The organism is Geodermatophilus amargosae, assembly GCF_900116515.1.
Lineage (GTDB): Bacteria > Actinomycetota > Actinomycetes > Mycobacteriales > Geodermatophilaceae > Geodermatophilus > Geodermatophilus amargosae.
Genome location: NZ_FPBA01000004.1, coordinates 206,399 through 230,340 on the forward strand (window position 1 = coordinate 206,399; position 23,942 = coordinate 230,340).

The following is a 23,942-nucleotide window of genomic DNA, read 5'->3' on the forward strand; positions in this document are numbered from 1 at the left end:
GTGCCCGGTCAGGAGGGCGAGGACGCCTCGGGCGCGAGCAGCTTGGCCAGCAGCCCGGACAGCTGGGACCGCTCGCGCCCCGTCAGGCGGCCGAGCCGGTCGGAGGGGAAGTCGAAGGCCCGCTGGACGGCGCGGCACACGCGGCGTCCCGCCGGGGTGATCGACACCTGTTTGACCCGCCGGTCGTCCGGGTCGGGCACCCGGGTCACCAGTCCGCCCGCCTCCAGCCTGGTGACCAGCTGGGTGACGTTCGAGGCGTCGCACAGCAGCTCGACGGCGAGTCGCCCCATCGAGCGGCTGCCTCCGGTCAGCGCGTCGAGGAGGCAGGCCTGCGCCGCGCTCAGCCCAGCCGCCCGCGCCGCCCGGTCGTACGCCGCGTCGTAGGCGTACACGAGGTCCCACAGCTGCTGGTCGAGCGCACTCCCGGCCCCGGTCACGGGACGAGATTACTTGAGCCGCTGAAGCGATCGTGCTTCCATGGACCCGAAGAGCTTGAGTGCCTCAAGTACCGGGAGGTGACCATCATGGAGCGTCCGGTCACGGAGGAGCCGTCATGACCCGCGTCCTGGTGACCGGGGTCCGCGGCAAGACCGGGAGCCCGCTGGCGGAGCTGCTCGCCCCCCGGCCGGGCGTCGAGGTCCTCGGCGGCAGCAGCGACCCGGCCACGGTCACCGTCGACGGCGTCCGGCCGACCGCCTTCTCGTGGGACGACCCCTCCGGCTGGCCGGCGGCGACCGACGGCGTCGACGCGGTGTACGTCGTCCGGCCGGACCGCGCGGACGCGCCGGAGCTGATCGGCGCCCTGCTCGACCGGACGCCGGCCCGGGCCCACGTCGTCCTGCTGTCCGAGCAGGACGCCGACTCCGTCGGCCCCGACGGGTGGGCGCTGCGGGCCGAGCGGGCGGTACGCGGCAGCGGACGGAGCTGGACGATCCTGCGGCCGAGCTGGTTCATGCAGGTCTTCACCGACCCGCGCTTCTACCGCGACCGGCTCGTGGACACCGGCGAGCTGCCGTTCGCGAGCGGTGGCGCGAGCGTGGCCTGGATCGACGCCCGGGACATCGCCGCGGTGGCCGGGCGGGCACTGCTCGACGAGGGGCACGCCGGCCGGGTGTACGAGCTCTCCGGGCCGGAGCCCCTCTCGCTGCCGCGGACGGCCGAGCTGCTCTCCCGTGCCGCGGGGCGCCCGGTGGTCCACCGGGAGGTGTCGATCGACGACGCGATCGCCGGGACCGGGGGCTTCGAGCGGGAGCTCACCGCGCTGACGTTCGAGCGCGTGCAGGCCGGCGTCTTCGCCGTCGTGACCGACACGGTCCACGGCGTGACGGGACGGCCGGCACGGACGCTGGAGGCCTTCCTCGCCGGCTCCGGACCGGTCCTGGGACGCGCGGCCTGACGGCGTCCCGGCCGGCCGTGCCCACCGTCGAGGGTGCGGCGTCTGCCCCCTGCGGTCTCCCTCCCGGACGTCCGGCTGGCATCCTCGACGCGTCGCCGACGGACAGGAGCCCACCATGACCAGCGGTTTCAACCTCCCGAAACCGGAGTTCGACCTCGAGGCGACCGTCGAGCGGGCGATGGCGCTGATCAACCGGACCCTGCAACCCTCCCTCGAGGACGCCCAGAAGGCCGTCGACAAGGTCCGCGCGGGCAGGCCCCTGGTCGCGCCGGGAGACCTGGTCGGCCAGGTGACCCGCGGAAACCGGATCAGGGCGGCGCGGGCGGTCTCCTACTCCCTGCCGTCGATCCTCCCGGGCGTCGGCACGGCGATCTCGGCCGCCGCGGTCCCGGTCGCGTTGCGGGAGGTCCTGAAGGAGGCGGTGAGCGCGACGATCAAGGTGGGACTGCTGCACGACAGGGACCTCACCGACCCGGAGCTCACCCGCACCGCCGTCCTCCTCGTCCTCACGGAGGGGGCGGTCAAGCTCGACAAGACCGGGAGGATCCGTCCCGACGCCATCCTGGGACGCCACGCGTCGCTGCTCGGAGAGGCCGCTGCCTACGACGCCCTGGCGGCCCTGACGGCGGAGGAGCGACAGGAGATCGCCGCCTCGCAGTCGGAGATCCTCCGGGCATGGGCGCTGGCGGTCGGGCCGCCGCTCCTGGCCGGGCTGTTGCCCTTCGGCGTCGGGCCCATGGCCGCCGCCAACTACATGCAGTACGTCCTGAGGAGCACGATCACGGCCGCCACGAGGGTCTTCGGGCCCGCTGCACCCGTGGCGGTGACCGTCGAGACGATCCCCGAGCGCGAGGTCCAGCAGGACGCTGACGAGGCCTGAACCGGCCCGTCCGTCCTCCCCCGCAGACGGGCGGGACCCCCGGCAGCAGCGATCGGTGGCTCGGCGAACGCCCCGGCGGGCCGGACGGGCTGCGCCGGAGCGACTCGCCGCGCCCGGTGACGATGGGGTCGTCCACCCTGGTGGCCGACCTCAGCGCGCCGCGAGCAGCTCCCCGGCGTCGGTGGCGGTCAGCCCGTGCGCCTCGGCGACCGGCTGGTGGACGAGGTGTCCGTCGAGCGTGCTCAGGCCCAGGCGCAGGGCGGGATCGGCCTGCGCCGCGCCGACCACGCCGTGGCGTGCGACCCGGACCAGGTACGGCAGCGTGGCCGAGGTCAGGGCCAGCGTCGAGGTGCGGGCGACCGCGCCGGGGATGTTCGCCACGCAGTAGTGGGTGACGCCCTCCTCGACGTAGGTGGGGTCGGAGTGGGTGGTCGGCCGGCTGGTCTCGAAGCAGCCGCCCTGGTCGATGGCGATGTCGACGACCACGCTGCCCGGGCGCATCGCGGCGATCATGTCCCGGCTCACCAGCTCGGGTGCCTTGGCGCCGGGCACGAGGACCGCGCCGATGACGACGTCGGCCTCGGCGACGTAGGCGGCCGTCCGGGCCCGGTTGGGCGTCACGAGGTCCAGCCGGCCACCGAAGATGTCGGACAGGTAGGCGAGGCGGGACGGGTTGGTGTCGAGGACCCGGACCATGGCCCGCATCCCCAGTGCGATCTTCGCCGCCTCGGTCCCCGCGACGCCGCCGCCGATGATGAGGACCTGCCCCGCCGGGGTGCCGGGCACGCCGCCGAGCAGGATCCCCGCTCCCCCGGCCGGGCTCTCCAGGTGGTGCGCGGCGGCCTGCACGGCCATCCGGCCGGCGACCTCGCTCATGGGGGTCAGCAGCGGCAGCTTCCGGTCGGCGGTCTGCACCGTCTCGTAGGCGATGGAGTGGATCCGCCGCTCGAGCAGGAACTCCGTCAGCCCGCGGTCGGCGGCGAGGTGCAGGTACGTGAACAGCTGCTGGCCCGGCCGGAACCGGTGGTACTCCTCGGGCACCGGCTCCTTGACCTTCACGACCAGGTCGGCCGCGGCGAACACCTCGTCGGCGGTCGGCACGACCTCGGCTCCGACGGCGGCGTACTCGTCGTCGGTGAACCGCGACCCGACGCCGGCGCCGGACTGCACGACGACGCGGTGACCGTCGTGCACGAGCTCCACGACGCCGTCCGGGGTGAGCGCCACCCGCTTCTCGTTGTCCTTGATCTCACTCGGTACTCCGACGACGAGCGTGCTCATGGCGTGCGTCCTCCGGTCGTGCGCCGGTGCGGTCGCACCGGAGCGGTCGTCGTGGACCGCGGCGTCGGGTGCCGTCGCGGCCCGGTGGCACGGGTTGGCGTCAGACGAGGGTCTGGGCCTCGGTCAGCGTCTGCCGCAGGACCTGCTCGATCTCGTCGAACTCCGCCTGGCCGCAGATGAGCGGCGGGGCGATCTGGACGACGACGTCGCCGCGGTCGTCGGGGCGGCAGTACAGGCCGTTGTCGAACAGCGCGCCGGGCAGGAAGCCGCGGACGAGCCGCTCCCGCTCGGCGGCGTCGAAGGTCTGCCGGGTGGCCTTGTCCTTGACCAGCTCGACGGCCCAGAAGTAGCCGTCGCCGCGGACGTCGCCGACGATCGGCAGGTCCAGCAGCTTCCCCAGGGTGGCGCCCAGTGCCGCCTCGTTGTCCAGCACGCGCTGGTTGAGCCCCTCGCGCTCCATGAGGTCGAGGTTGGCCAGCGCGACGGCCGCCGAGACGGGGTGGCCGCCGAACGTGTAGCCGTGCGGGAACGCCACGCCGGGACGCAGGAAGGGCTCGACGACCTTCTCCGAGGCGATCATCGCGCCGATCGGGCCGTAGCCGGAGCTCATCCCCTTGGCGCAGGTGATCAGGTCGGGGGTGTAGCCGAACTTCTCGCAGGCGAACGTCGCGCCGTGCCGGCCGAACGCGCAGATGACCTCGTCGGACACCAGCAGCACGTCGTACTGGTCGCAGATCTCGCGGACCCGGTCGAAGTACCCCGGCGGTGGCGTGAGGCAGCCGCCGGAGTTCTGCACCGGCTCGAGGAAGACGGCGGCGACGGTGTCGGCGCCCTCGAAGAGGATCGCCTCCTCGATCCGGTCGGCGGCCCAGCGGCCGAAGGCCTTCGGGTCGTCGGCGAACTCGGGGTGGCGGTAGAGGTTGGTGTTGGGCACCCGGAAGCCGCCGGGGGCCAGCGGCTCGAAGTCCTTCTTCATGGCCGGCAGGCCGGTGATCGCCAGAGCGCCGTGCGGGGTGCCGTGGTAGGCCACCGCGCGGCTGATCACCTTGTGCTTCTGCGGCTTGCCGATCAGCTTGAAGTACTGCTTCGCGGCCTTCCACGCCGACTCCACGGCCTCTCCCCCGCCGGTGGTGAAGAAGACGCGGTCCAGGTCGCCGGGCGCGAGGTCGGCGACCCGCTCGGCCAGCTCGGCCTGCACCGGGGTGGTGTAGCCCCACACCGGGAAGTAGGCGAGCTCGGCGGCCTGCCTCGCGGCCGCCTCGGCCAGCTCCCGGCGCCCGTGCCCGACCTGGACCACGAAGAGGCCGGACAGCCCGTCGAGGATCTTCCGGCCGCGGTTGTCCCAGATGTAGGCGCCCTCCCCGCGGGTGACGACCGGGACCGGCGTCTCCGGGTGGCGGCCCTGGCGGGCGAAGTGCATCCAGAGGTGGTCGGCGGCGCGGGCCGCCGTCGCGTCCGGCACGCCGGCCGGGGGCTGCTCCATCGAGGTGGTCATCCGGGCTCCTCCTGGCTCGGGTCCGCGGGCGTGTCGCGGGGACCCGGGCGGGCCACGGGCCCACCCGTCGCGTGGTCCCTCACGTCAGGGGCGGCCGCGACGAGGTCCGTCGGCACGGTCCCGATCCTGACGGCGGCCGGCCCGGGAGTCACGACACACACTGTGTCGCCTCCCGTGGGCCGCCGTACAGCCCGTCGGGGAGCCGGCATCAGTCCACGGCCGGCAGGCGCACCAGGTCGAGCACCGCTCGGGCCGTGCCGCCCGGGGGCGCGACGAGGACCAGCGCGTGACCGTGCGCGGCGAGCTGCTCGCGCATCCGGTGGAGGACCTGCACGCCGGCGCTGGCCAGCAGGGTCACGGAGGTGAGGTCGACCGTCATCGGCAGCACCCCACCGCGGGAGGCCGCCGACAGCTGCCGCGCCAGCGTCTCGACCGTGGTGACGTCGACCGGCCCGGACACCCGGAGCCGCACCGTGCCGGGCGTTCCGGGACGCCCCGGGCCCCCGTCCTCCTGCCCGTGCTCCACGTTCACGGCGAACGGAGGGCGGGGCCGTGCCGCGTCGTCGCGCCCGACCTCGGAGCCGAGCATCGCCGGCCGGTGCAGCCGGTGCCGCAGGGTCACCACGGTCCCCGTGCCGTCGTCGGTGGAGCGCTGCACGTGCAGGGAGTCGGTGAGCCGCTGCGCCATCAGCAGCCCGCGGCCGCGGTGTGTGGCGCCGGGATCGGGTTCGCGCCACCGGCCCTGGTCCGTGACGCGGCACTCGAGCACGCCGTCGGGCAGCAGGACGGCGTCGATCCTGACCGGGCCGGGATGGCCAGGGGGATAGGCGTGGTCGACGGCGTTGGCGACCGCCTCCCACACCGCCAGCTCGACGGCGTCCCGGTCCTCGCCGGCCGGGTCGAGCCGGTCCAGCCACGCGTCCGCGGTGCGCCGCAGCCGGCGGACCCCGTCGCGGCTGGTGGGCTCCGCGGCGTGCAGGGCCGGCAGCGGCTCGGGCAGGCGGTGGGCCGCCAGGGCGGTGACGTCGTCGTCGTAGCCGGTGCGGGTGAGCAGCTCCACGGTCAGCCGGCACACCCGCTCGGCCGGGGTGGCGGGCGCGCCGAGTGGCAGCGCCCGGTTCGCCGCGGCGTCGGCGGCGACCTTCGCCAGCTCGGCCATGCCGTCGGCGAGGCTGCGGTGCGGTCGTTCGATGAGGCCGTCGCTGTAGAGCAGCACCGTCTCCCCGGGCGCGAGCGTGTCGGTCCGCAGGACGGGACCGGTGCCCGGGGCACGGGTGCCCAACGGCGGGCCGCCGGTGTCGCCGAGGTAGCGGGCCGAACCGTCCTCGCCGACGACGAGGGGAGGTGGCTGCCCGCAGCAGGCGTAGCTCAGCTCTCCCGTGGACGGGTCCAGCACGACCAGGGCCACGGTCGTGGCGTTCAGCCGGGGGTTCCGGGCGGCGAACGCGTCGGCCCGTGCCAGCGCCTCGTCCGGGCGGCAGCCGGTCACCAGTGCGTCGTCGAGGACGGCGCGGAGCTGGCCCATGGCCGCCGAGGCGGCCACCCCGTGCCCGACGACGTCCCCGACGAGCAGCGCGACGCCGCCACCGGGCAGCGGGACGGCGTCGAACCAGTCCCCGCCGGCGACCTGGTCCCGGGCAGCGACCAGGTAGCGGGCCGCTGTCCGGACCCCGGGCAGCACCGGGAGGTCCGACGGGAGCAGGGCCTCCTGCAGCGTGGTGACCACGTCCCGGGCATCCTGGGCGCGTCGCTCGGCGTCGGCGGCACGTGCCTGCGCGACGAGCCGGGCCCGTACCTGTTCGGTGACGTCGTAGGCGTAGGTGGCGACGCCGGACACGTGTCCCTCGCCGGTGCGCGTCGGGGCCAGGTGGAAGTCGAGGTACACCTCCTGCAGCTCGCCGGTGCTCCCCGGGTCGACCTGCAGCCGCCACTCGCACGCCACCCGGCTGCGGCCGGTCGCGTACACCTCGTCGAGGAGCTCGAAGACGTGCTGCCCGGCCAGCTCCGGCAGCGCGAGGCGGATCGGCAGCCCGATGATCTCGTCCCGGCCGAAGAACGCACGCATGGCGGCGTTGCTGGCCACCACCGTGTGCTCGGGACCGGCGTACACCGCCACGATCAACGGCAGCTGGTCGAACGCCCCGCGGACGACGCGCGCCTCCCCGACCAACCGGTCGAGCCCGTCGCCGTCGTCGACGCCGCTGCGGTTCTCCGCCCGACCCGGCGTGCCGTCGTGGACGGTCATGGAGACGTCGGCGGACCTGGGCAGGTCGGTCTCTGTCCCGCCGCGGTCGTCCACACGCACACCCGTTCCCGTAGTGCCCGGACGCGAGTGCGCCCGCGGGCCCCTACCCCCGTCTCCTGCACCACCATGCGCCACGGACCGAACCGGATGGGAGACGGCGCCGGCTCGCAGGACGGAGCGGCCCCTGCCGCACCCGCCTCCGGACCGCGCGCAGGTCCCCGAGGCGGAGGCCGTCGCCTGCTCGAGGGGGAGCCCTCGGCGGCCTGGTCGCGCGAGAGGGCCGTCGTCCGGCACCAGACCCTGGTGTGTGGATGATGGCCGGGTGCTGATCACCGAGGACCGGGGCGACGTCGCCGTTCTGCGCATCGAGCACGGCCGGGTCGGCGCCCTCGACGTCGAGCTGCTGGACGCCCTCACCGAGGCCGTCACAGCGTCCGACCGGGCGCTGGTCATCACCGGCAGCGGCGCGTCGTTCTCCGCCGGGGTGGACCTGCGCCGGATCCTGGACGGCGGCCGGCCGTACACCGAGGGACTCCTGGCGGCGTTGTCGCGCACGTTCCGCGCCGTCTTCGACCACCCGCGGCCGACGGTCGCGGCGGTCAACGGGCACGCGATCGCCGGTGGTTGCGTGCTGGCCCTGGCCTGCGACTCGCGGCTGATGTCGGGCGGACGGATCGGGTTGACCGAGCTGGCGGTCGGCGTCCCCTTCCCGACGTCCGCCCTGGAGATCATCCGGCACGCACTCGGCTCCCGCGCCGGCCACGTGCTGCTCGGCGCGCGGGCCGAGGACCGTGAGCGGGCGCTGACCCTGGGGATGGTCGACGAACTTCCCGAGCCCGGCGAGCTGCTGCCGCGCGCGCTCGCGCTGGCCACGGAGCTGGCCGCCCGGTCGCCGGAGTCCTACCGGCTGGCCAAGGTCCAGCTCCACCGTCCCGCGAACGCGGCGATCGAGGCGACCGCCGGGAACGACGCGGCCGTCCTCACCGGCTGGGCCTCCGACGACACCCGGCTGCGGATAGGGGCCGTGCTCGAGGCGCTGGACCGGCGCTGACCGCACTGCCCGCGAGGAACGGTCGATGGGCGGGAGCCCATCGGTCGCGTCGATGGTCGACCCGACCACCCCAGGAGGACGCAGCGAGCCCACCGCGGTCCATCGGAGCACGCCTTCGCTGCTCCCCCAGGCGTCGCCGGTGTCCCGGAGCCATCACGCGACGGTCGGTCAGCAGGCACCACGCATAGCCTGGAGGCGTGCCCGCCTGGCCTCCGAACCGCCGCATGCCGTACGCGCGTCTCCCGGAGCGGGCCTGGCGGGCGGTCGCGGGGAGCAGCCCGCCGACCGCGCCGATCGGCCTGCGGGCCCAGCCCAGCCGGATGGACGACCTCACCGCGCACGCTGCGCTGGGCCTGGCGCTGCGCATCGGGGCGTCGATGCTGGCCGTCGGGGCTCCCTCCGCCGACGTGACCGCGACGGTGCTGCGGGTCGCGGCCGCCTACGGGCTGACCAGTTGCCAGGTGGACATCACGTTCACCTCACTCACGGTCAGCTTCGACCGGGAGGACGCAGTTCCGCTCACCGCGATGCGGATCGTGCGCATGAGCCGGACCGACTACACCCGGCTGCAGGGGATCACCGAGCTGGCCCGTGCGATCGGCGCGGGCGACCTCGACGTCGAGGAGGCACACCGCCGACTGGACCAGGTGGTGTCGGCGCCCGTCACGTACCGCCGGATCGTGACCACGCTGGCCTGGGCCGGCGTGGCCGCCTGCTTCGGGCTCGTCCTCGGCGGTGGGTGGCTGGAGGCCCTCGTCGCGGCGCTCACCACCGCCGTGATCGAGCAGGTGCTCCGCGTGCTCAACCGGCAGAGCCTGCCGGTCTTCTTCCAGCAGGTGGCCGGGGCCGCGCTCGCCACGGGCGTCGCCGTCCTCCTGGCCGCCTGGGACGTCGACGTCCGGACCTCGCTGGTCGTCGCCGCCGGCATCGTCGTCCTCCTCGCCGGCCTGTCCCTGGTCAGCGCGGCCCAGGACGCGATCAGCGGCTTCCCGGTGACCGCCGGGGCGCGGGCCTTCGAGGTGGTGACCCTGACGGCCGGCATCGTCGTGGGCATCGCCGGTGTGCTCGACCTGGCCCAGCGCGCCCGGCTCCCGCTGACCGTCGTCGACACCTCACCGGTCCCGGTGTCCTTCCCCGTCGCGCTGGCCGCGTCGGCCGGGATCGCCGGGTTCTGGGCCCTGGCCAGCCATGCCCGGCCGCGCGCCGTCGGCCTCGCCGCGGTGGCCGGAGCGCTGGCCTGGACGACGTTCTGGGCAGTGAGCGGAGTGGGTGCCGGTCCGGCCCTGGCCAGCGGGTTCGCCGCCGTCGTCCTCGGGTTCTGCGGCGAGGCGCTGACCCAGCGGCTACGGGTCCCACCGCAGCTCGTCGCCGTCTGCGGCATCGTCCCCCTGCTGCCCGGACTGGCGATCTACCACGGCCTGTTCACGATCGTCGTCGACGCCGACATCGACGGCGGACTCGCCGCCCTCGTCGGGGCCCTGGCCATCGGTCTCGCCCTCGCCGCCGGCGTCACGTTGGGCGGGTACCTCGGCCGGCCGGTCAGCGGCGAGCGGGACCGCTACGACGAACGGGTCCGCCGGCGGGCGATGACCGCCGACTGAGCCGCTCTCCGGTCGGGCGGCGGCACCGCGGACCCGGTCGGCGTCAGACCTCCTGCGGCCCGTTCACCGGAAGACGACCGTGCTGTGGCCGTTGAGCAGCACCCGTCGCTCGCTGTGCCAGCGCACGGCCCGGGAGAGCGCGAGGGCCTCGGCGTCCTGACCGACGGTGGCCAGGGCACGAGGGTCGAAGGTGTGGTCGATGCGGATGACCTCCTGCTCGATGATCGGGCCCTCGTCCAGGTCCGGCGTCACGTAGTGCGCGGTCGCGCCGACCAGCTTCACCCCGCGGTCGAAGGCCTGGTGGTAGGGCTTGGCGCCCTTGAAGCCCGGCAGGAAGGAGTGGTGGATGTTGATGGCCCGGCCGTGCAGGGCGGCGCACGCCTCGTCGGAGAGCACCTGCATGTACCGGGCCAGCACGACCAGGTCTGCCCGGTGCTCGTCGACCAGCTCGAGCAGCCGCGCCTCGGCCTGCCGTCGGGTGGCCGGCGTCACCGGCACGTGGTGGAACGGGAGCCCGGCGGCCTCGGCCATCGGACGCAGGTCCTCGTGGTTGGAGACCACGGCGACGAGGTCGGCCCCGAGACTGCCGGCACGCCAGCGGAAGATCAGGTCGTTGAGGCAGTGGCCCAGCTTGGACACCATGACGAGGACGCGCGGTGGGTGGTCGTCGGCGACCTGGTAGGACATGCCGAACTCCTGTGCCACCGCATCGAAGTCCGCCGACAGGCGCTCGGTGTCGGTGTCCTCCGAGCAGACGAACGCCGTCCTCAGGAACAGCTGCCCGCGGGCGGCGTCGTCGAACTGCTGGTGCTCGACGATGTCGCAGCCGTGCTCGAAAAGGAACGAGCTGACCGCGTGCACGATGCCCGGACGCTCCTGACAGCTCAGCGTGAGCGTGAACGGGTGGGACACGGGTGCCTCCTCAGCACTCGACGATGTTGAGCGCCAGCCCGCCACGGGCGGTCTCCTTGTACTTGTCCTTCATGTCCGCGCCGGTCTCGCGCATCGTCTTGATCGCCTTGTCCAGCGGGACGTGGTGCCGCCCGTCACCGCGCACGGCCATGCGGGCCGCGGTGATGGCCTTGACCGAGCCGACGGCGTTGCGCTCGATGCAGGGGATCTGCACCAGTCCCCCGACCGGGTCGCACGTGAGGCCGAGGTTGTGCTCGATCCCGATCTCGGCGGCGTTCTCCACCTGCTCCGGGGTGCCCCCGATGACCTCGGCGAGGCCGGCGGCAGCCATGGAGCAGGCCGAGCCGACCTCCCCCTGGCAGCCCACCTCCGCACCGGAGATCGAGGCGTTCTCCTTGAACAGCAGCCCGACCGCCGCGGCGGTGAGCAGGAAGCGGACGATGCCGTCCTCGGAGCAGGAGTCGATGAAGTCGCGGTAGTAGTGCAGGACTGCCGGCACGATGCCGGCGGCGCCGTTGGTCGGCGCGGTGACCACCCGGCCGCCGGCCGCGTTCTCCTCGTTGACCGCCAGCGCGTAGAGGGTCACCCACTCCATCGCGCGGAGCGGGTCGGTCTCGTCGCGCTGGTCCTCCAGCTGGGCGCGCAGCGCAGCCGCCCGCCGGCGGACCCTGAGTCCCCCGGGCAGGACGCCGGTGGTGCGGGTGCCGCGCTCCACGCACTCCTGCATCACCGACCAGACGTGCAGCAGGCCTGCGCGGACCTCCGCCTCGGTCCGCCAGCACAGCTCGTTGGCCAGCATCACGTCACTGATGCGCAGCCCGGTCTCCCGGGTGCACGCCAGCAGCTCCTCGCCGGTGCGGAAGGGGTACCGCACCGGCGTGCTGTCCTCGACGATCACCGGGTTCCCGGCTGCGTCCTCGTCGAGGACGAAGCCGCCGCCCACCGAGTAGTACTCGCGCCGTCGGAGCTCTGCCCCACCGGCGTCGACGGCCACGAAGAGCATCCCGTTGCTGTGGAACTCCAGCCGCTTGCGCCGGTGCAGCACGACGTCGTCGTCCACCGAGAACGCGATGGGGTGCTCGCCGGCCAGCCGGAGCTCCCCCTCGCGGCGGATGGCCTCGACCCGCGGCTCGGCCGCGACCGGGTCGACGACGTCGGGCTGTTCACCCTCCAGCCCGAGGACGACCGCCTTCACGCTGCCGTGGCCGTGCCCGGTGGCGCCGAGCGATCCGAACAGCTCGCACCGCACGCCGGCCACCCGTCCCAGCAGCTCCTCCTCCCGCAGGCGCGAGACGAAGGCGCAGGCGGCCCGCATGGGACCGACGGTGTGCGAACTGGACGGGCCGATCCCCACCTTGAACAGGTCGAAGGCGCTGATGGTCACCCGTGCCTCCCTCTCCCCTGCCGGTGGTCACGACGGCCCGGGCCGTCGCGACCGCCGTGGTATATCAGTTGTATCGTGACGGTATGTCGATCCCCCTGAGGAGGCAAGACCCGTTGGCCGCCAACCTCTACGATCTGCCCGTGACCGTCGCACCGCTGGACCTGGACCCGTCGGCTGCCACGTCCCTGGCGGACAAGGCCTACGTGGCGATCCGGGACCGGCTGATCATGCTCGACATCCGCCCGGGCGATCCGATCGACGACGACGAGCTGGCCAAGGACCTCGGCGTGGGCCGGACCCCGGTCCGCGAGGCGCTCAAGCGCCTCGAGGGTGACCGGCTCGTGGTGTCCTACCCGCGGCGGGGCACGTTCGCGACGGGCATGGACATCTCCGATCTGGCGCACATCTCCGACATCCGCGCCCAGCTCGAGCCGCTGGCGGCCCGTCGCGCCGCCGAGCGAGCCGTCCGCACGGCGCATTCCGAGCTCGACGAGCTGGCCTCGCACATCCAGCAGCTCGACGTCGCCCAGCTCGACCGGACGGAACTCATGCGCTGGGACCTCGCGGTGCACCGTGCCATCTACCGGGCGGCCGGCAACCCCCACCTGGAGGACGTCCTGATCCGCTACGACAACCTGGCGACGCGGATCTTCTGCCTGTTCCTCGACCGGCTGCCCACGGTGGACGAGCACGTCGGGGAGCACGTGGAGCTGCTCCGCTCGATCGCCGCCGGCGACGCCGATCGGGCCGACGACCTCGCCCGCGTGCACGTGCTCGGCTTCGAGAAGGCGATCCGCGCGGTGATCTGACCAGGGACCCCGGCGCGGGCGGCCCCGGTCGGTGGCCGCCCGCCGGTCCGGCGGAGGGAGCGGGCTAGCCGCGGAGCCGGGTCATGTCCGGGTCGACGAGCGGCTCGGCCGCGACGGTGGCCGGGATCCGGGTGCCGAAGTACTCGATCTCGACGCTCGTCCCGACGGTCGCCGAGGCCGGCAGCCAGGCGTAGGCGATCGGCCGGCCCACGGTGTGCCCGAACGCCGCGCTGGTCACGTACCCGGCCGGCCGGCCGTCGACGAACACCGGCTCGTGGCCGAGGACGACACTGCGTCCGTCGTCGATCGTCAGGCAGGACAGCCGTCGGCTCACCGTGTCGCCACTCATCCAGGCGACGGCCTCCCGCCCCACGAAGTCGTCCTTCTTCTGCTTGCGCACGGCAAAGCCGAGACCGGCCTCGTAGGGGTCGTGCTCGGTGGTCATGTCGTGGCCCCAGGCGCGGTAGCCCTTCTCGAGCCGCAGGCTGTTGAAGGCCGCGCGGCCCGCGGCGACGATGCCGTGCTCCTGGCCGGCGGCCCACAGCACGTCCCACAGCCGCCGGCCGTTGTCGGCGCTGGTGTAGATCTCCCAGCCCAGCTCACCGACGTAGGACAGCCGCATCGCCGTCACCGGGACTCCCCCGATCCGGGCCCGCTTGGCGCGGAAGTACTTGAGCCCGTCGTCGGAGAAGTCGTCGGCGGTGAGCCCCCGGACGACGTCGCGGGCCCGCGGGCCCCACAGGCCGATGCAGCACGTGCCGCCGGTGGTGTCCCGGATCTGCACGCTGCCGTCGTCCGGCGCCTGGCGCCGGAGGTGGTCGAGGTCCAGCGGGCCGTTGGCGCCGATCTGGAACAGCTGCTCCCCGAGCCGGGCGACGGTGAGGTCGCTGCGGATGCCGCCGGCCTCGTCGAGGGCGAGCGTGTAGGTCACCGCCCCGACCGACTTGTCCATCTCGCCGGTCGTCAGCCGCTGCAGGAGGGCGAGGGCGCCGGGCCCGCTCACCTCGAGGCGCTTGAGCGGCGTCATGTCGTACACCGCCACGGCGGTGCGGGTCTTCCACGCCTCCGCCGCCGCGATCGGGGACCAGAACTGCGCCGCCCACGCGTCGCGCTCCGGCGGCACCCACGCCGCCGGCAGCTCGTCCACCAGGGCCGCGTTGGCCTCGTACCAGTGCGGCCGCTCCCAGCCACCGCCCTCGAGGAAGACGGCGCCGAGCTCCTGCTGGCGGGCGTGGAACGGGCTCACCCGCAGGTCGCGCGGGGACAGCCTCGGCTGCAGGGGGTGGAGCACGTCGTAGATCTCGACGAAGTTCTGCTGGGAGGTCTCGCTGACGTACTCCGGCGCCAGCTGGACGTCCTCGAAGCGGTGCACGTCGCAGCCGTGCAGGTCGATCTCGCTGCGCCCGTCCACCAGCAGCTGCGCCACCGCCCGGGCGACGCCGGCGGAGTGGGTCACCCACACCGCCTCGGCGATCCAGAAGCCGGCCACGTCCGCGGACTCCCCGATCAGCGGGCCGCCGTCCGGCGTGAACGAGAAGATGCCGTTGAAGCCGGTGTCGATCTTCGAGGAGCGCAGCGAGGGCAGCAGCAGCTGGCTCTGCTCCCAGACCGGGGCGAAGTCCTCCTCGGTGAAGGGCAGCATCGAGGGCATCGACGACTCCCGGACGTCCGTGTCATCGCTGCCGCCCTGGGGCAGCTCGCGCAGGTCCACGGGCATCGGCCGGTGGGCGTAGGACCCGATGCCCAGGCGGTCGACGCGCTCCCGGTAGTAGAGGTCCTGGTCCTGGTGGCGCAGGATCGGCAGGCTCGCCTCGCTGAGCTCGTCGTTGCGGCCGACCAGGTCCGGCACCTGGCCGGTCCAGGCGAACTGGTGGGCCAACGGCAGCAGCGGCACGTCCATCCCGACCATCGCGCCGAGCTCCTGGCCCCAGAAGCCGGCGCAGGAGACGACGATGTCGGCGGGGACGACCCCGTCCGGGGTCCGGACGCCGGTGACCCGGCCACCGGCCTGCTCGATGCCGGTGACCCGGGTGGAGCCCTGGAAGCGGGCGCCCCGGGCCTCCGCGCGGCGGGCCAGGGCGACGACCGCCCGGGAGGCCTTGGCCAGGCCGTCGGTGGGGATGTGCAGGCCGCCGAGGATGCGGTCGCGGTCGACCAGCGGGTGCAGCCGCACGCACTCGTCCGCGTCGACCACCTGGGACTCCACACCCCAGGAGGTGGCCCAGCCCTGCTTGCGGTGCAGGTCGGCGAGCCGCTCCGGGGTGGTGGCGACCTCCAGGCCCCCGACCTGGTTGAAGCACCAGGCGCCGTCGACGTCGATGCCCGCGAGCTTCTCCACCGTGTAGCTGGCGAAGGCCGTCATCGTCCTGGAGGCGTTGGTCTGGAAGACCAGACCCGGGGCGTGCGACGTGGAGCCCCCGGTCAGCGGGAGGGGTCCCTGGTCGAGCACGGTGACGCGGTCCCAGCCACGGGCGGTCAGCTCGTCGGCCAGGTTGGCGCCGACGATCCCCGCTCCGATGACGACCACACGAGGGGTGGCGGACATGGCTCTCGCTCCTGACTGCTGGTGGATCCGGGCGTGCTGGCCGACGAGCGCGGTCAGCGGGTGGGGGTCGGGGTGAACTCGAGGGCCGCGTCGAGCAGCCACTCGGCGAGGTATCCGGCGAACGACGACCGGACGAGGACGCCGTGGTTGTCGCCGGCGTCGGAGAGGGCCAGCAGGACGACGCCCGCCTGGCCGAGCGCCGTCTGGGCGCTCCTCCCCCGGCCGAAGACCCGTGGGTGCAGGTCGATGGAGCAGCCCTTGGCCAGGACGTCGCGCACCCGCGCACCGGTCAGCCGGAGGCCGATCCGCTGGGCGGAGACGTCCGCCGCGGACCCGCCCAGTGGGAGGACGGCGGCCCGGACGCGGGCCTCCAGCTCCTCGGGGGTCTCGGTGGTGCTGCTGACCAGCCACTCGTCCGGGCCGAGCCAGACGGCCCGCCCCGTGCCGGCCGGCACCCAGGTGTTCGGAGCCGTCGGCAGGTCGACGCCCAGCGCCGTCGACGCCTCGGCGGGAACGGGCCCGAGGCGGACGTCGACCATCGCCACGTACGGCTCGACCGTGATGCGGACGGTGTCGGGCAGGCGCTCGAAGGCGGCGCTCCACCCCTCGAGCGGGTGGGTGCGCAGCAGCTCAGCCATCGCGACGGGCTCCTTCGGGATCGACGAGCACGGAGCCGGTGACCTCGACCGGGACGAGGGTGCCGTCGACGGGGACGTGGACGGTGTCACCGACGCGGGACCGGCCTCCCTTGACCAGGGCGAGGGCGAAGGGGCGGGCGAGTGCGGCGCTGCGGTAGCTGGAGGTGACGTGGCCCAGCATCGGGACCGGCGGAGGCGGCAGCTCGCCGTCGGGGAGGAACTCGACGATCTGCGAGCCCTCCGGCAGCACGGTCTGCCCGTCCACCGGCAGCAGCCCGACCAGCTGCTTGCGCAGCGGGTCGGCGTTGGCCGGGCGGGTGAAGGAGCGCTTGCCGATGAAGTCGGGCTTCTTCTTCGACACCGCCCAGGCCATGCCCAGGTCGTGCGGGGTGACGGTGCCGTCGGTGTCCTGCCCGATGATCGGGTAGCCCTTCTCCGCGCGCAGGACGTGCATGGTCTCGGTGCCGTACGGCGTGATGCCGTACGGCCGGCCGGCCTCGAGCAGCCGCTGCCACACCGCCACCGCGTACCAGGGGTTGACGTACACCTCGAAGGCGAGCTCGCCGGAGAAGCTGATCCGGGCCAGCCGGACCGGCACTCCGTCGAGGGTGGTGTCCCGCCAGGTCATGAACGGGAAGGCCTCGGTGGAGACGTCCACCTGCGGGAAGACCGCGCCGACGACGTCGCGGGACCGCGGACCGACGACGGGGAGGGTGACCCACTGCTCGGTGACCGAGGTGCAGTGGACCCGCAGCTCCGGCCACTCCGTCTGGACCCACTCCTCCATCCAGTCGAGGATCTTCGCCGCGCCGCCCGTCGTGGTGAGGACGAGGAAGCGGTCCTCGGCCAGGCGCAGCACCGTGCCGTCGTCGATCACCATGCCGTCGACGCCGCACATGACCCCGTAGCGGACGGAACCGACCTTCAGGCTGCTCATCAGGTTCGTGTAGAGCAGGTCCAGGAGGACGGCGGCGTCGGGACCCTGGACGTCGATCTTGCCGAGCGTGGACCCGTCGAGGATCCCGACGCCGGTGCGGGCCGCGGCGCACTCCCGGAGGACCGCGGCCTCCATGTCCTCGCCGGGCTGCGGGTAGTAGCGGGGACGCTTCCACTGGCCGACGTCCTCGAAGACCGCCCCCGCCGCCACGTGCCACTCGTGCAGGGCGGTGACCCGCTCGGGGTCGAAGAGCCGGCCACGGTCGCGGCCGGCCAGAGCGGCGAAGGCGACCGGGGTGTAGGGCGGCCGGAACGTGGTGGTCCCGGTGTCCTGCACCGGGATCCCCAGCAGCTCGGCGGTGATCCCCGAGGTCAGGACGCCGGAGGTCTTGCCCTGGTCGTGCGCCGTCCCGATCGTCGTGTAGCGCTTGACGTGCTCGATGGAGCGCAGGCCGGCGCCGACCGCGCGGGCGATGTCGGCGACCGTCGCGTCGCGCTGCAGGTCGACGAACGAGGTGCTGCCCTCGGCGCCGGAGGTGTCCGGCACCCGCCACAGCACCAGGGGCGCGGCCGGGACGACGGGCTCGGGGGCGGCGGGCAGCCGGTCCTCCCCCGCCGGAGGGATGGCCAGGGCGCCCAGCGCGGCGCCGGCTCCGCGCTGACCGTCGGCCAGGCAGCCGGCCAGGTCGAAGACGCCGGCGGCCGAGCCGGTGACGGCCAGGCCGTCGAGCTCCTCGCCCGGGAGGAACGCGCCGAGGGCCTCGTCATAGCGGAGCCGGCCGCGCGCCTGGCTGAACAGGTGCACCGCGGGGTTCCAGCCCCCGCTGACCAGCAGCAGGTCGCAGGCGATGGCGCTGCCGGCACCGACCTCCCCGTCCGCGAACGGGGCGACGAGGGCGTGCGTGACCCGCTCGACGCCCTGGGTGCCGGTCACGACGGCACCGGACAGGACGCGGATGCCGGCGTGCTCGCACTCCTCGCGCCGGCGCGGTGAGCCCTCAGGCCGGGCGTCGACCAGCGCCTGCACCCGCACGCCCGCGCGGTGCAGGTCGAGGGCGGCGTCGTAGGCACTGTCGTTCGTGGTGAACACGACGGCCTGGCGGCCGGGCAGCACGCCGTAGCGGTGCAGGAAGGTCCGGGCGGCGCCGGCGAGCATGATCCCCGGGCGGTCGTTGTCGGCGAAGACGACCGGACGCTCGTGCGCCCCCGTCGCGACGACGATCGAGCGCGCCCGGATGCGCCACACCCGCTGGCGGGAGACGTGCTTGGGCGCGGCGGCGCCGAGGTGGTCGGTGCGCCGCTCCAGTGCCAGGACGAAGCCGTCGTCGTAGCTGCCGAACGCGGTGGTGCGCTGCAGGTGCAGCACCTCCGGGTGCCCGGCCAGCTCGGCGACCGCCGCGGCGACCCACTGCAGCGCCGGGACGCCGTCGAGCCGGTCGGTGCCCGACAGCAGGGAGCCGCCGGCCTCGGACTGCTCGTCCACCAGGGCCACGCGGGCGCCGGCCCGGGCGGCGGTGAGCGCGGCGGCCAGCCCGGCGGGTCCGGCGCCCACGACCAGCACGTCGACGTGGTGGTGGACCGCGTCGTAGCGGGCGGAGTCGGGGACGTCGGCGAGGCGGCCCTGCCCCGGCAGGGCGTGGGCCGCCAGGCCGTCGTGGAGCTCGACGGTGGTGGCCAGCAGCATGGGCTCGGGGAAGGGCTCCTCGATCTGCACGAGGCCGCCCGGGTCCTCGGCCCAGGCCGCGGCGATGCCGCGCGGTCGGCCGAGCTTGATGCTGGTGGCGACCCGGTGCCGGCCGGAGGCGAGCAGCGCCGAGGCCAGGGTGTCGCCGGGGTGGCCGGTGAGGGTCTGCCCGTCGAAGGTGAACTCGACGGTGGTCGCGCGGTCGATGCGGCCGCCCTCGGGAGTGCGGGAGGTGCTGGTCACGGGATCACCGGCTTCGGGTCGTCGAGCCGGTAGACGCGCTCGAAGCGGTAGGTGGCGGTGTCGCGGATCGCGTTGAACCAGCGGCGGCAGCCGGCGCTGTGGTTCCAGCGCTCGGCGAAGCGGCCCTTGGGGTTGGCGCGGAAGAACACATAGTGCGCCCACTCCTCGTCGGAGAGCGCCCCCGGGTCGTCCGGGTACGGGACGTGGGCCTGGCCGCCGTAGGAGAACTCGACCTCCTCGCGGGGGCCGCACCACGGGCATGCGATGAGTTGCACGGGAGACTCCCTGGCTCAGTGGGCGACGGCGGCTGCGCCGTGCTCGTCGACCAGCGCTCCGGTGACGAAACGGTCGAGGGTGAAGGGCGCCACGTACGGGTGGGGGTCGTCGTGGGCGATGGTGTGCGCCAGGGCCGAGCCGATGCCGGGCGTGGCCTTGAACCCGCCGGTGCCCCAGCCGCAGTTGAGGTAGACGTTGTCGTACGGCGTCCGCCCGACGATCGGCGAGGCGTCGGGGGTGGTGTCGACGATGCCGCCCCAGGTGCGCAGCAGGTGCGCCCGGGCGAACACCGGGAACAACTCGACCGCGGCGGCCATCTGCCGCTCGATGACGTGGAAGGCCCCCCGCTGGCCGTAGCCGTTGTAGGAGTCGACGCCGGCGCCCATGACCAGCTCGCCCTTGTGCGCCTGCGAGACGTACACGTGCACGGCGTTGGACATGACCACCGTGGGGTGCACCGGCTCGAGCAGCTCGGAGACCAGCGCCTGCAGCGGATGGCTCTGCACCGGCACGGGGATGCCCAGCATGTCGGTGAGCACGGAGGTGTGGCCGGCCGCGCAGAGGGCGACCGTGCCGGCGGAGATGGTGCCGCGGGTGGTCCGCACCCCGGTGACCCGGTTGCCGTCGGTGTCGAACCCGGTGACCTCGCAGTCCTGGACGAGGTCGATGCCGGCCTCGTCGGCCCGGCGGGCGAAGCCCCAGGCCACGTAGTCGTGCTTGGCGATGCCGGCGCGCGGCTGGTAGGTCGCCCCCAGGACCGGGTAGCGGATGTCGGTCGAGGTGTTGACGACCGGGCAGATCTTGCGGACCTCGTCCGGCTCCAGCCACTCGGCGTCGATGCCGTTGAGCTTGTTGGCCTCGACCCGGCGCACGCTGTCGCGGACGTCCTGGAGGGTGTGGGCGAGGTTGAGCACGCCGCGCTGGCTGAACAGGATCGGGTAGCCGAGGTCCTCCTCGAGTCCCTCCCACAGCTTCAGCGCGTGCTCGTAGATGGCCGAGCTCTCGTCCCACAGGTAGTTGGACCGGATGATCGTGGTGTTGCGGGCCATGTTGCCGCCCGCCAGCCAGCCCTTCTCCAGCACCGCCACGTCCGTGATGCCGTGGTTCTTGGCGAGGTAGTGCGCCGTGGCCAGGCCGTGGCCGCCGCCGCCGACGATCACCACGTCGTAGGAGCGCTTCGGCTCCGGGCTCCGCCACAGGGAGTCCGGGTGCTCCGGCAGGTCCGCGCCGGGGGTGCGGGGGCTCATCGGGGGACCTCCGTCAGGTCGGGGTAGAGCGGGTGGCGGTCGGCCAGCCGGGTGACCCGCGTGCGGAGCTCGGCGAGCAGCTCCTCGCCCACCGAGGGCCGCAGCGCGAGGGCGATCACGTCGGCGACCTCGGCGAAGTCCTCGAGGCCGAAGCCGCGGGCGGCCAGCGCCGGGGTGCCGATGCGCACCCCGGAGCTGACCATCGGCGGGCGGGGGTCGAAGGGCACGGCGTTGCGGTTGACGGTGATACCGATCGCGTGCAGCCGGTCCTCGGCCTGCCGGCCGTCCAGCTCCGACTCGCGGAGGTCCACCAGGACGAGGTGGACGTCGGTCCCGCCGCTGACCACGTCGATGCCGGCCGCACGGGAGTCGGGAGCCAGCAGCCGCTCGGCCAGCAGCCGCGCGCCGGCGAGCGTGCGCTCCTGGCGCTCGCGGAAGGCCGGCTCGCCGGCCAGCTTGAAGGCGACCGCCTTCGCGGCGATGACGTGCTCGAGGGGTCCGCCCTGCTGGCCGGGGAAGACCGACGAGTTGAACTTCTTGGCGAGGTCGGCCGTGGCCAGGATGACGCCGCCACGCGGGCCACCGAGCGTCTTGTGGGTCGTCGAGGTGACCACGTGCGCGTGCGGGACGGGCGAGGGGTGCAGCCCGGCGGCGACCAGGCCGGCGAAGTGCGCCATGTCCACCATCAGGTGGGCCCCGACCTCGTCGGCGATCCGGCGGAACTCGGCGAAGTCCAGCTGCCGCGGGTAGGCCGACCAACCGGCCACGATGAGCTTGGGTCGCCGCTCCAGCGCCAGCTCCTCCACCTCGGCCATGTCGACCCGGTGGTCCTCACGGCCCACGTGGTAGGCGGCGACGTCGTAGAGCTTGCCGGAGAAGTTGAGCCTCATGCCGTGGGTCAGGTGACCGCCGTGGGCCAGGTCGAGGCCCAGGATGGTGTCACCGGGCTCCAGCAGCGCGGACATCGCCGCGGCGTTGGCCTGCGCGCCCGAGTGCGGCTGGACGTTGGCGTACTCGGCGCCGAACAGCGCCTTCAGCCGGTCGATGGCCAGCTGCTCGATGACGTCGACGTGCTGGCAGCCGCCGTAGTACCGCCGGCCCGGGTAGCCCTCGGCGTACTTGTTCGTCAGCACCGAGCCCTGGGCCTGCATGACGGACACCGGGGCGCAGTTCTCGCTGGCGATCATCTCCAGCGTGCTCTGCTGCCGGTGCAGCTCGGCGGAGATCGCATCGAAGACCTCCGGGTCGGTGTCCGCCAGCGACCGGTCGAGCACGCGCTCCCGGACGGCCGGGGCCTGTGGCGCTTCGTCGACCTGGACGACCATGCCGGGGTCCCTCCTGTCACAACTTCTGGCAAGACTGGTATATCAGTCGTGCAACACCGTAGGCTGGGTGGTGCGCGGGGTCAAGGGGCGGGGCGCCGGGGACCTCCCGCCGCCCTCCCCCGGTCGGCGCACCCACCGGCGAGCCGCCACCGCGCGCCGTCCCCCACGTCCCCGAGACAGGAGATCCACCGCCATGGCCTACGAGGTGAGGGGCGTCGTCGCCCGCAGCAAGGGAGCACCGGTCAGCGTGGAGACGGTCGTGGTGCCCGATCCCGGGCCGGGTGAGGCGGTGGTGGACGTGGCCGCGTGCGGGGTGTGCCACACCGACCTGCACTACCGCCAGGGCGGCATCAACGACGAGTTCCCCTTCCTGCTCGGCCACGAGGCCGCCGGGACCGTGGCCGCGGTCGGCGAAGGCGTGACCGATGTGGCCGTCGGGGACTTCGTGATCCTCAACTGGCGGGCGGTGTGCGGCCAGTGCCGCGCCTGCCTCAAGGGCCAGCCGCACTACTGCTTCGACACCCACAACGCCGCGCAGAAGATGACGCTGGCCGACGGCACGGAACTCTCCCCGGCGCTGGGGATCGGCGCGTTCGTGGAGAAGACCCTGGTGCACTCCGGGCAGTGCACCAGGGTCGACCCGCAGACCCCCGCCACCGCCGCCGGCCTGCTCGGCTGCGGGGTGATGGCCGGCGTCGGCGCGGCGATCAACACCGGCGGCGTGCAGCGCGGGGAGTCCGTGGCGGTGTTCGGCTGCGGCGGCGTCGGCGACGCCGCGATCGCCGGCGCGAAGCTGGCCGGCGCCACCACGATCGTCGCCGTCGACGTCGACGACCGGAAGCTGCAGTGGGCGCGGCGGTTCGGCGCCACCCACACCGTCAACACCCGCGACACCGACCCGGTCGAGGCCATCAAGGGCCACACCGGCGGGTTCGGGGTGGATGTCGCCATCGACGCGGTGGGCCGCCCGGAGGTGTTCGAGCAGGCGTTCTACGCCCGCGACCTGGCCGGGCGCGTCGTCCTGGTCGGCGTGCCCACCCCCGACATGAACCTGACCCTGCCGATGATCGAGCTGTTCGGCCGCGGCGGGGCACTGAAGTCCTCCTGGTACGGCGACTGCCTACCCAGCCGGGACTTCCCGATGCTGGTCGACCTCTACCGCCAGGGTCGCTTCCCGCTGGCGGACTTCGTCACCGAGACCATCGGCCTGGACGACGTGGAAGCGGCGTTCGAGAAGATGCACGAAGGCTCGGTGCTGCGCTCCGTGGTGGTGCTGCAGAAGTGACCGCCCGCATCGAGCAGGCCGTGATCAGCGGGCTGTTCAGCCTCGACGGTCAGGACGTCGACGTGGACGACAACGTCTGGCTGCTCGGCGACGACGAGGAGGTGCTCGTCATCGCCGCCCCGCACCACGCCGACCCCACCCTCGAGGCAGTCGGCGGGCGGAAGGTGACCGCGATCGTGCTCACCCACGGGCACGACGACCACGTCACCGCCGCCGTCGACCTGCGGCAGGCCACCGGCGCGCCGGTCTGGCTGCACCCGGCCGACCGGATGCTGTGGGAGATGGTCCACACCGACGCGCTGCCCGACGAGGCGCTGGCCGAGGGCACCCGGTTCACCGTTGCCGGCACCACGCTGACCGCACTGCACACCCCCGGTCACTCGCCGGGCAGCACCTGCCTGCACGCCCCCGACCTGGCCGCCGTCTTCACCGGCGACACGTTGTTCCACGGCGGCCCCGGCGCCACCGGGCGCTCGTTCAGCGACGAGCCGACGATCCTCAACTCGATCCGCAGCAAGCTGCTGACCCTGCACGGCGACACCGTGGCCCACACCGGGCACGGCGAGGACACCCGCATCTCCGCAGAGCTCGGCTCCGTGCACTGAGGGCCGGCCGGCTCGGTGGCGATCTCGCGTCGCGCCGGAGCGGACGCCGCGGGTCGCGAGCCACGAGGTCCCGCCACTGAGGCACGCCGAGCAGTCGGGCCACG

General features: G+C 73.7%; 19 protein-coding genes. 7 read left to right on the top strand and 12 right to left on the bottom strand.

Features of this window, described 5'->3' with window-relative positions; genetic code table 11:
• Positions 1-8: 8 nt before the first annotated feature.
• The gene (locus BM414_RS08195; RefSeq protein WP_093578936.1) at positions 9-437 is read right to left on the bottom strand and encodes a MarR family winged helix-turn-helix transcriptional regulator; all 429 of its coding nucleotides are present in this window, start codon (positions 435-437) and stop codon (positions 9-11) included.
• A gap of 116 nt (positions 438-553) precedes the next feature.
• On the opposite strand from BM414_RS08195, the gene BM414_RS08200 reads away from it, so the two are divergent.
• Positions 554-1,396 carry a Rossmann-fold NAD(P)-binding domain-containing protein gene (locus BM414_RS08200; RefSeq protein WP_093578937.1) on the top strand — a complete coding sequence of 281 codons (843 nt, stop codon included), beginning with the start codon at positions 554-556 and terminating at the stop codon, positions 1,394-1,396.
• 115 nt (positions 1,397-1,511) lie between these two features.
• Positions 1,512-2,276 carry a hypothetical protein gene (locus BM414_RS08205; protein ID WP_093578938.1) on the top strand — a complete coding sequence of 255 codons (765 nt, stop codon included), beginning with the start codon at positions 1,512-1,514 and terminating at the stop codon, positions 2,274-2,276.
• Between the two features lie 150 nt (positions 2,277-2,426).
• Here the strand turns inward: BM414_RS08205 and ald are convergent, their stop codons facing one another.
• The 3 genes from ald to BM414_RS08220 all read right to left on the bottom strand — a co-directional run bounded on the left by ald (position 2,427) and on the right by BM414_RS08220 (position 7,351).
• Positions 2,427-3,557 (bottom strand): alanine dehydrogenase, encoded by a 1,131-nt coding sequence (gene ald, locus BM414_RS08210; RefSeq protein WP_093578939.1) that lies wholly within the window; start codon positions 3,555-3,557, stop codon positions 2,427-2,429.
• 100 nt (positions 3,558-3,657) lie between these two features.
• On the bottom strand, positions 3,658-5,052 hold the full coding sequence (locus tag BM414_RS08215) for an aspartate aminotransferase family protein (protein WP_093578940.1): 1,395 nt from the start codon (positions 5,050-5,052) through the stop codon (positions 3,658-3,660).
• Between the two features lie 208 nt (positions 5,053-5,260).
• Positions 5,261-7,351: a SpoIIE family protein phosphatase gene (locus tag BM414_RS08220; protein WP_175551494.1), complete on the bottom strand. Its 2,091-nt coding sequence runs from the start codon at positions 7,349-7,351 to the stop codon at positions 5,261-5,263.
• A gap of 268 nt (positions 7,352-7,619) precedes the next feature.
• Between BM414_RS08220 and BM414_RS08225 the strand changes: the two genes are divergently transcribed.
• Positions 7,620-8,348 carry an enoyl-CoA hydratase/isomerase family protein gene (locus BM414_RS08225; RefSeq protein ID WP_093578942.1) on the top strand — a complete coding sequence of 243 codons (729 nt, stop codon included), beginning with the start codon at positions 7,620-7,622 and terminating at the stop codon, positions 8,346-8,348.
• Between the two features lie 197 nt (positions 8,349-8,545).
• A complete protein-coding gene (locus BM414_RS08230; protein ID WP_245784572.1) occupies positions 8,546-9,949 on the top strand; it encodes a threonine/serine exporter family protein in 1,404 nt (467 codons plus the stop codon).
• A gap of 63 nt (positions 9,950-10,012) precedes the next feature.
• On the opposite strand, the gene purU is transcribed toward BM414_RS08230, so the two are convergent.
• Positions 10,013-10,861 (bottom strand): formyltetrahydrofolate deformylase, encoded by an 849-nt coding sequence (purU, locus tag BM414_RS08235; protein WP_093578944.1) that lies wholly within the window; start codon positions 10,859-10,861, stop codon positions 10,013-10,015.
• A gap of 10 nt (positions 10,862-10,871) precedes the next feature.
• Entirely contained in the window at positions 10,872-12,245 is a 1,374-nt protein-coding gene (locus BM414_RS08240; protein ID WP_093578945.1) for an L-serine ammonia-lyase, read from the bottom strand.
• Between the two features lie 140 nt (positions 12,246-12,385).
• On the opposite strand from BM414_RS08240, the gene BM414_RS08245 reads away from it, so the two are divergent.
• Positions 12,386-13,054, top strand: coding sequence for a GntR family transcriptional regulator (locus BM414_RS08245; protein ID WP_245784573.1), 669 nt, complete (start codon positions 12,386-12,388; stop codon positions 13,052-13,054).
• A 64-nt stretch (positions 13,055-13,118) separates the two neighbouring features.
• Here the strand turns inward: BM414_RS08245 and BM414_RS08250 are convergent, their stop codons facing one another.
• Genes BM414_RS08250 through glyA form a run of 6 tightly spaced genes read right to left on the bottom strand, consistent with a single transcriptional unit; the run spans position 13,119 to position 21,948 of the window.
• A complete protein-coding gene (locus BM414_RS08250) occupies positions 13,119-15,599 on the bottom strand; it encodes a GcvT family protein (protein ID WP_093578947.1) in 2,481 nt (826 codons plus the stop codon).
• Between the two features lie 53 nt (positions 15,600-15,652).
• Positions 15,653-16,237, bottom strand: a complete 585-nt coding sequence (locus BM414_RS08255) for a sarcosine oxidase subunit gamma (protein ID WP_093578948.1) — start codon at positions 16,235-16,237, stop codon at positions 15,653-15,655.
• Positions 16,230-19,100 carry a 2Fe-2S iron-sulfur cluster-binding protein gene (locus tag BM414_RS08260; RefSeq protein ID WP_093578949.1) on the bottom strand — a complete coding sequence of 957 codons (2,871 nt, stop codon included), beginning with the start codon at positions 19,098-19,100 and terminating at the stop codon, positions 16,230-16,232. Before BM414_RS08260 ends, BM414_RS08255 begins: the two co-directional genes overlap by 8 nt.
• A complete protein-coding gene (locus tag BM414_RS08265) occupies positions 19,097-19,375 on the bottom strand; it encodes a sarcosine oxidase subunit delta (RefSeq protein ID WP_093578950.1) in 279 nt (92 codons plus the stop codon). Before BM414_RS08265 ends, BM414_RS08260 begins: the two co-directional genes overlap by 4 nt.
• A gap of 15 nt (positions 19,376-19,390) precedes the next feature.
• The gene (locus BM414_RS08270; RefSeq protein ID WP_093578951.1) at positions 19,391-20,623 is read right to left on the bottom strand and encodes a sarcosine oxidase subunit beta family protein; all 1,233 of its coding nucleotides are present in this window, start codon (positions 20,621-20,623) and stop codon (positions 19,391-19,393) included.
• Positions 20,620-21,948: a serine hydroxymethyltransferase gene (gene glyA / locus BM414_RS08275; protein WP_093578952.1), complete on the bottom strand. Its 1,329-nt coding sequence runs from the start codon at positions 21,946-21,948 to the stop codon at positions 20,620-20,622. The genes BM414_RS08270 and glyA overlap by 4 nt, the downstream gene beginning before the upstream one ends.
• 193 nt (positions 21,949-22,141) lie before the next feature.
• On the opposite strand from glyA, the gene BM414_RS08280 reads away from it, so the two are divergent.
• Positions 22,142-23,233, top strand: a complete 1,092-nt coding sequence (locus BM414_RS08280) for an S-(hydroxymethyl)mycothiol dehydrogenase (RefSeq protein WP_093578953.1) — start codon at positions 22,142-22,144, stop codon at positions 23,231-23,233.
• Positions 23,230-23,838 (top strand): MBL fold metallo-hydrolase, encoded by a 609-nt coding sequence (locus BM414_RS08285; RefSeq protein WP_093578954.1) that lies wholly within the window; start codon positions 23,230-23,232, stop codon positions 23,836-23,838. The genes BM414_RS08280 and BM414_RS08285 overlap by 4 nt, the downstream gene beginning before the upstream one ends.
• Positions 23,839-23,942: the final 104 nt, after the last annotated feature.

Bases quoted from the DNA above. Each gene is read 5' to 3' on its own strand.
- BM414_RS08250 (WP_093578947.1), bottom strand. From the start codon at position 15,599: ATGTCCGCCACCCCTCGTGTGGTCGTCATCGGAGCGGGGATCGTCGGC.
- BM414_RS08270 (WP_093578951.1), bottom strand. From the start codon at position 20,623: ATGAGCCCCCGCACCCCCGGCGCGGACCTGCCGGAGCACCCGGACTCC.
- ald (WP_093578939.1), bottom strand. From the start codon at position 3,557: ATGAGCACGCTCGTCGTCGGAGTACCGAGTGAGATCAAGGACAACGAG.
- BM414_RS08200 (WP_093578937.1), top strand. From the start codon at position 554: ATGACCCGCGTCCTGGTGACCGGGGTCCGCGGCAAGACCGGGAGCCCG.
- BM414_RS08280 (WP_093578953.1), top strand. From the start codon at position 22,142: ATGGCCTACGAGGTGAGGGGCGTCGTCGCCCGCAGCAAGGGAGCACCG.
- BM414_RS08255 (WP_093578948.1), bottom strand. From the start codon at position 16,237: ATGGCTGAGCTGCTGCGCACCCACCCGCTCGAGGGGTGGAGCGCCGCC.
- BM414_RS08205 (WP_093578938.1), top strand. From the start codon at position 1,512: ATGACCAGCGGTTTCAACCTCCCGAAACCGGAGTTCGACCTCGAGGCG.
- glyA (WP_093578952.1), bottom strand. From the start codon at position 21,948: ATGGTCGTCCAGGTCGACGAAGCGCCACAGGCCCCGGCCGTCCGGGAG.
- BM414_RS08215 (WP_093578940.1), bottom strand. From the start codon at position 5,052: ATGACCACCTCGATGGAGCAGCCCCCGGCCGGCGTGCCGGACGCGACG.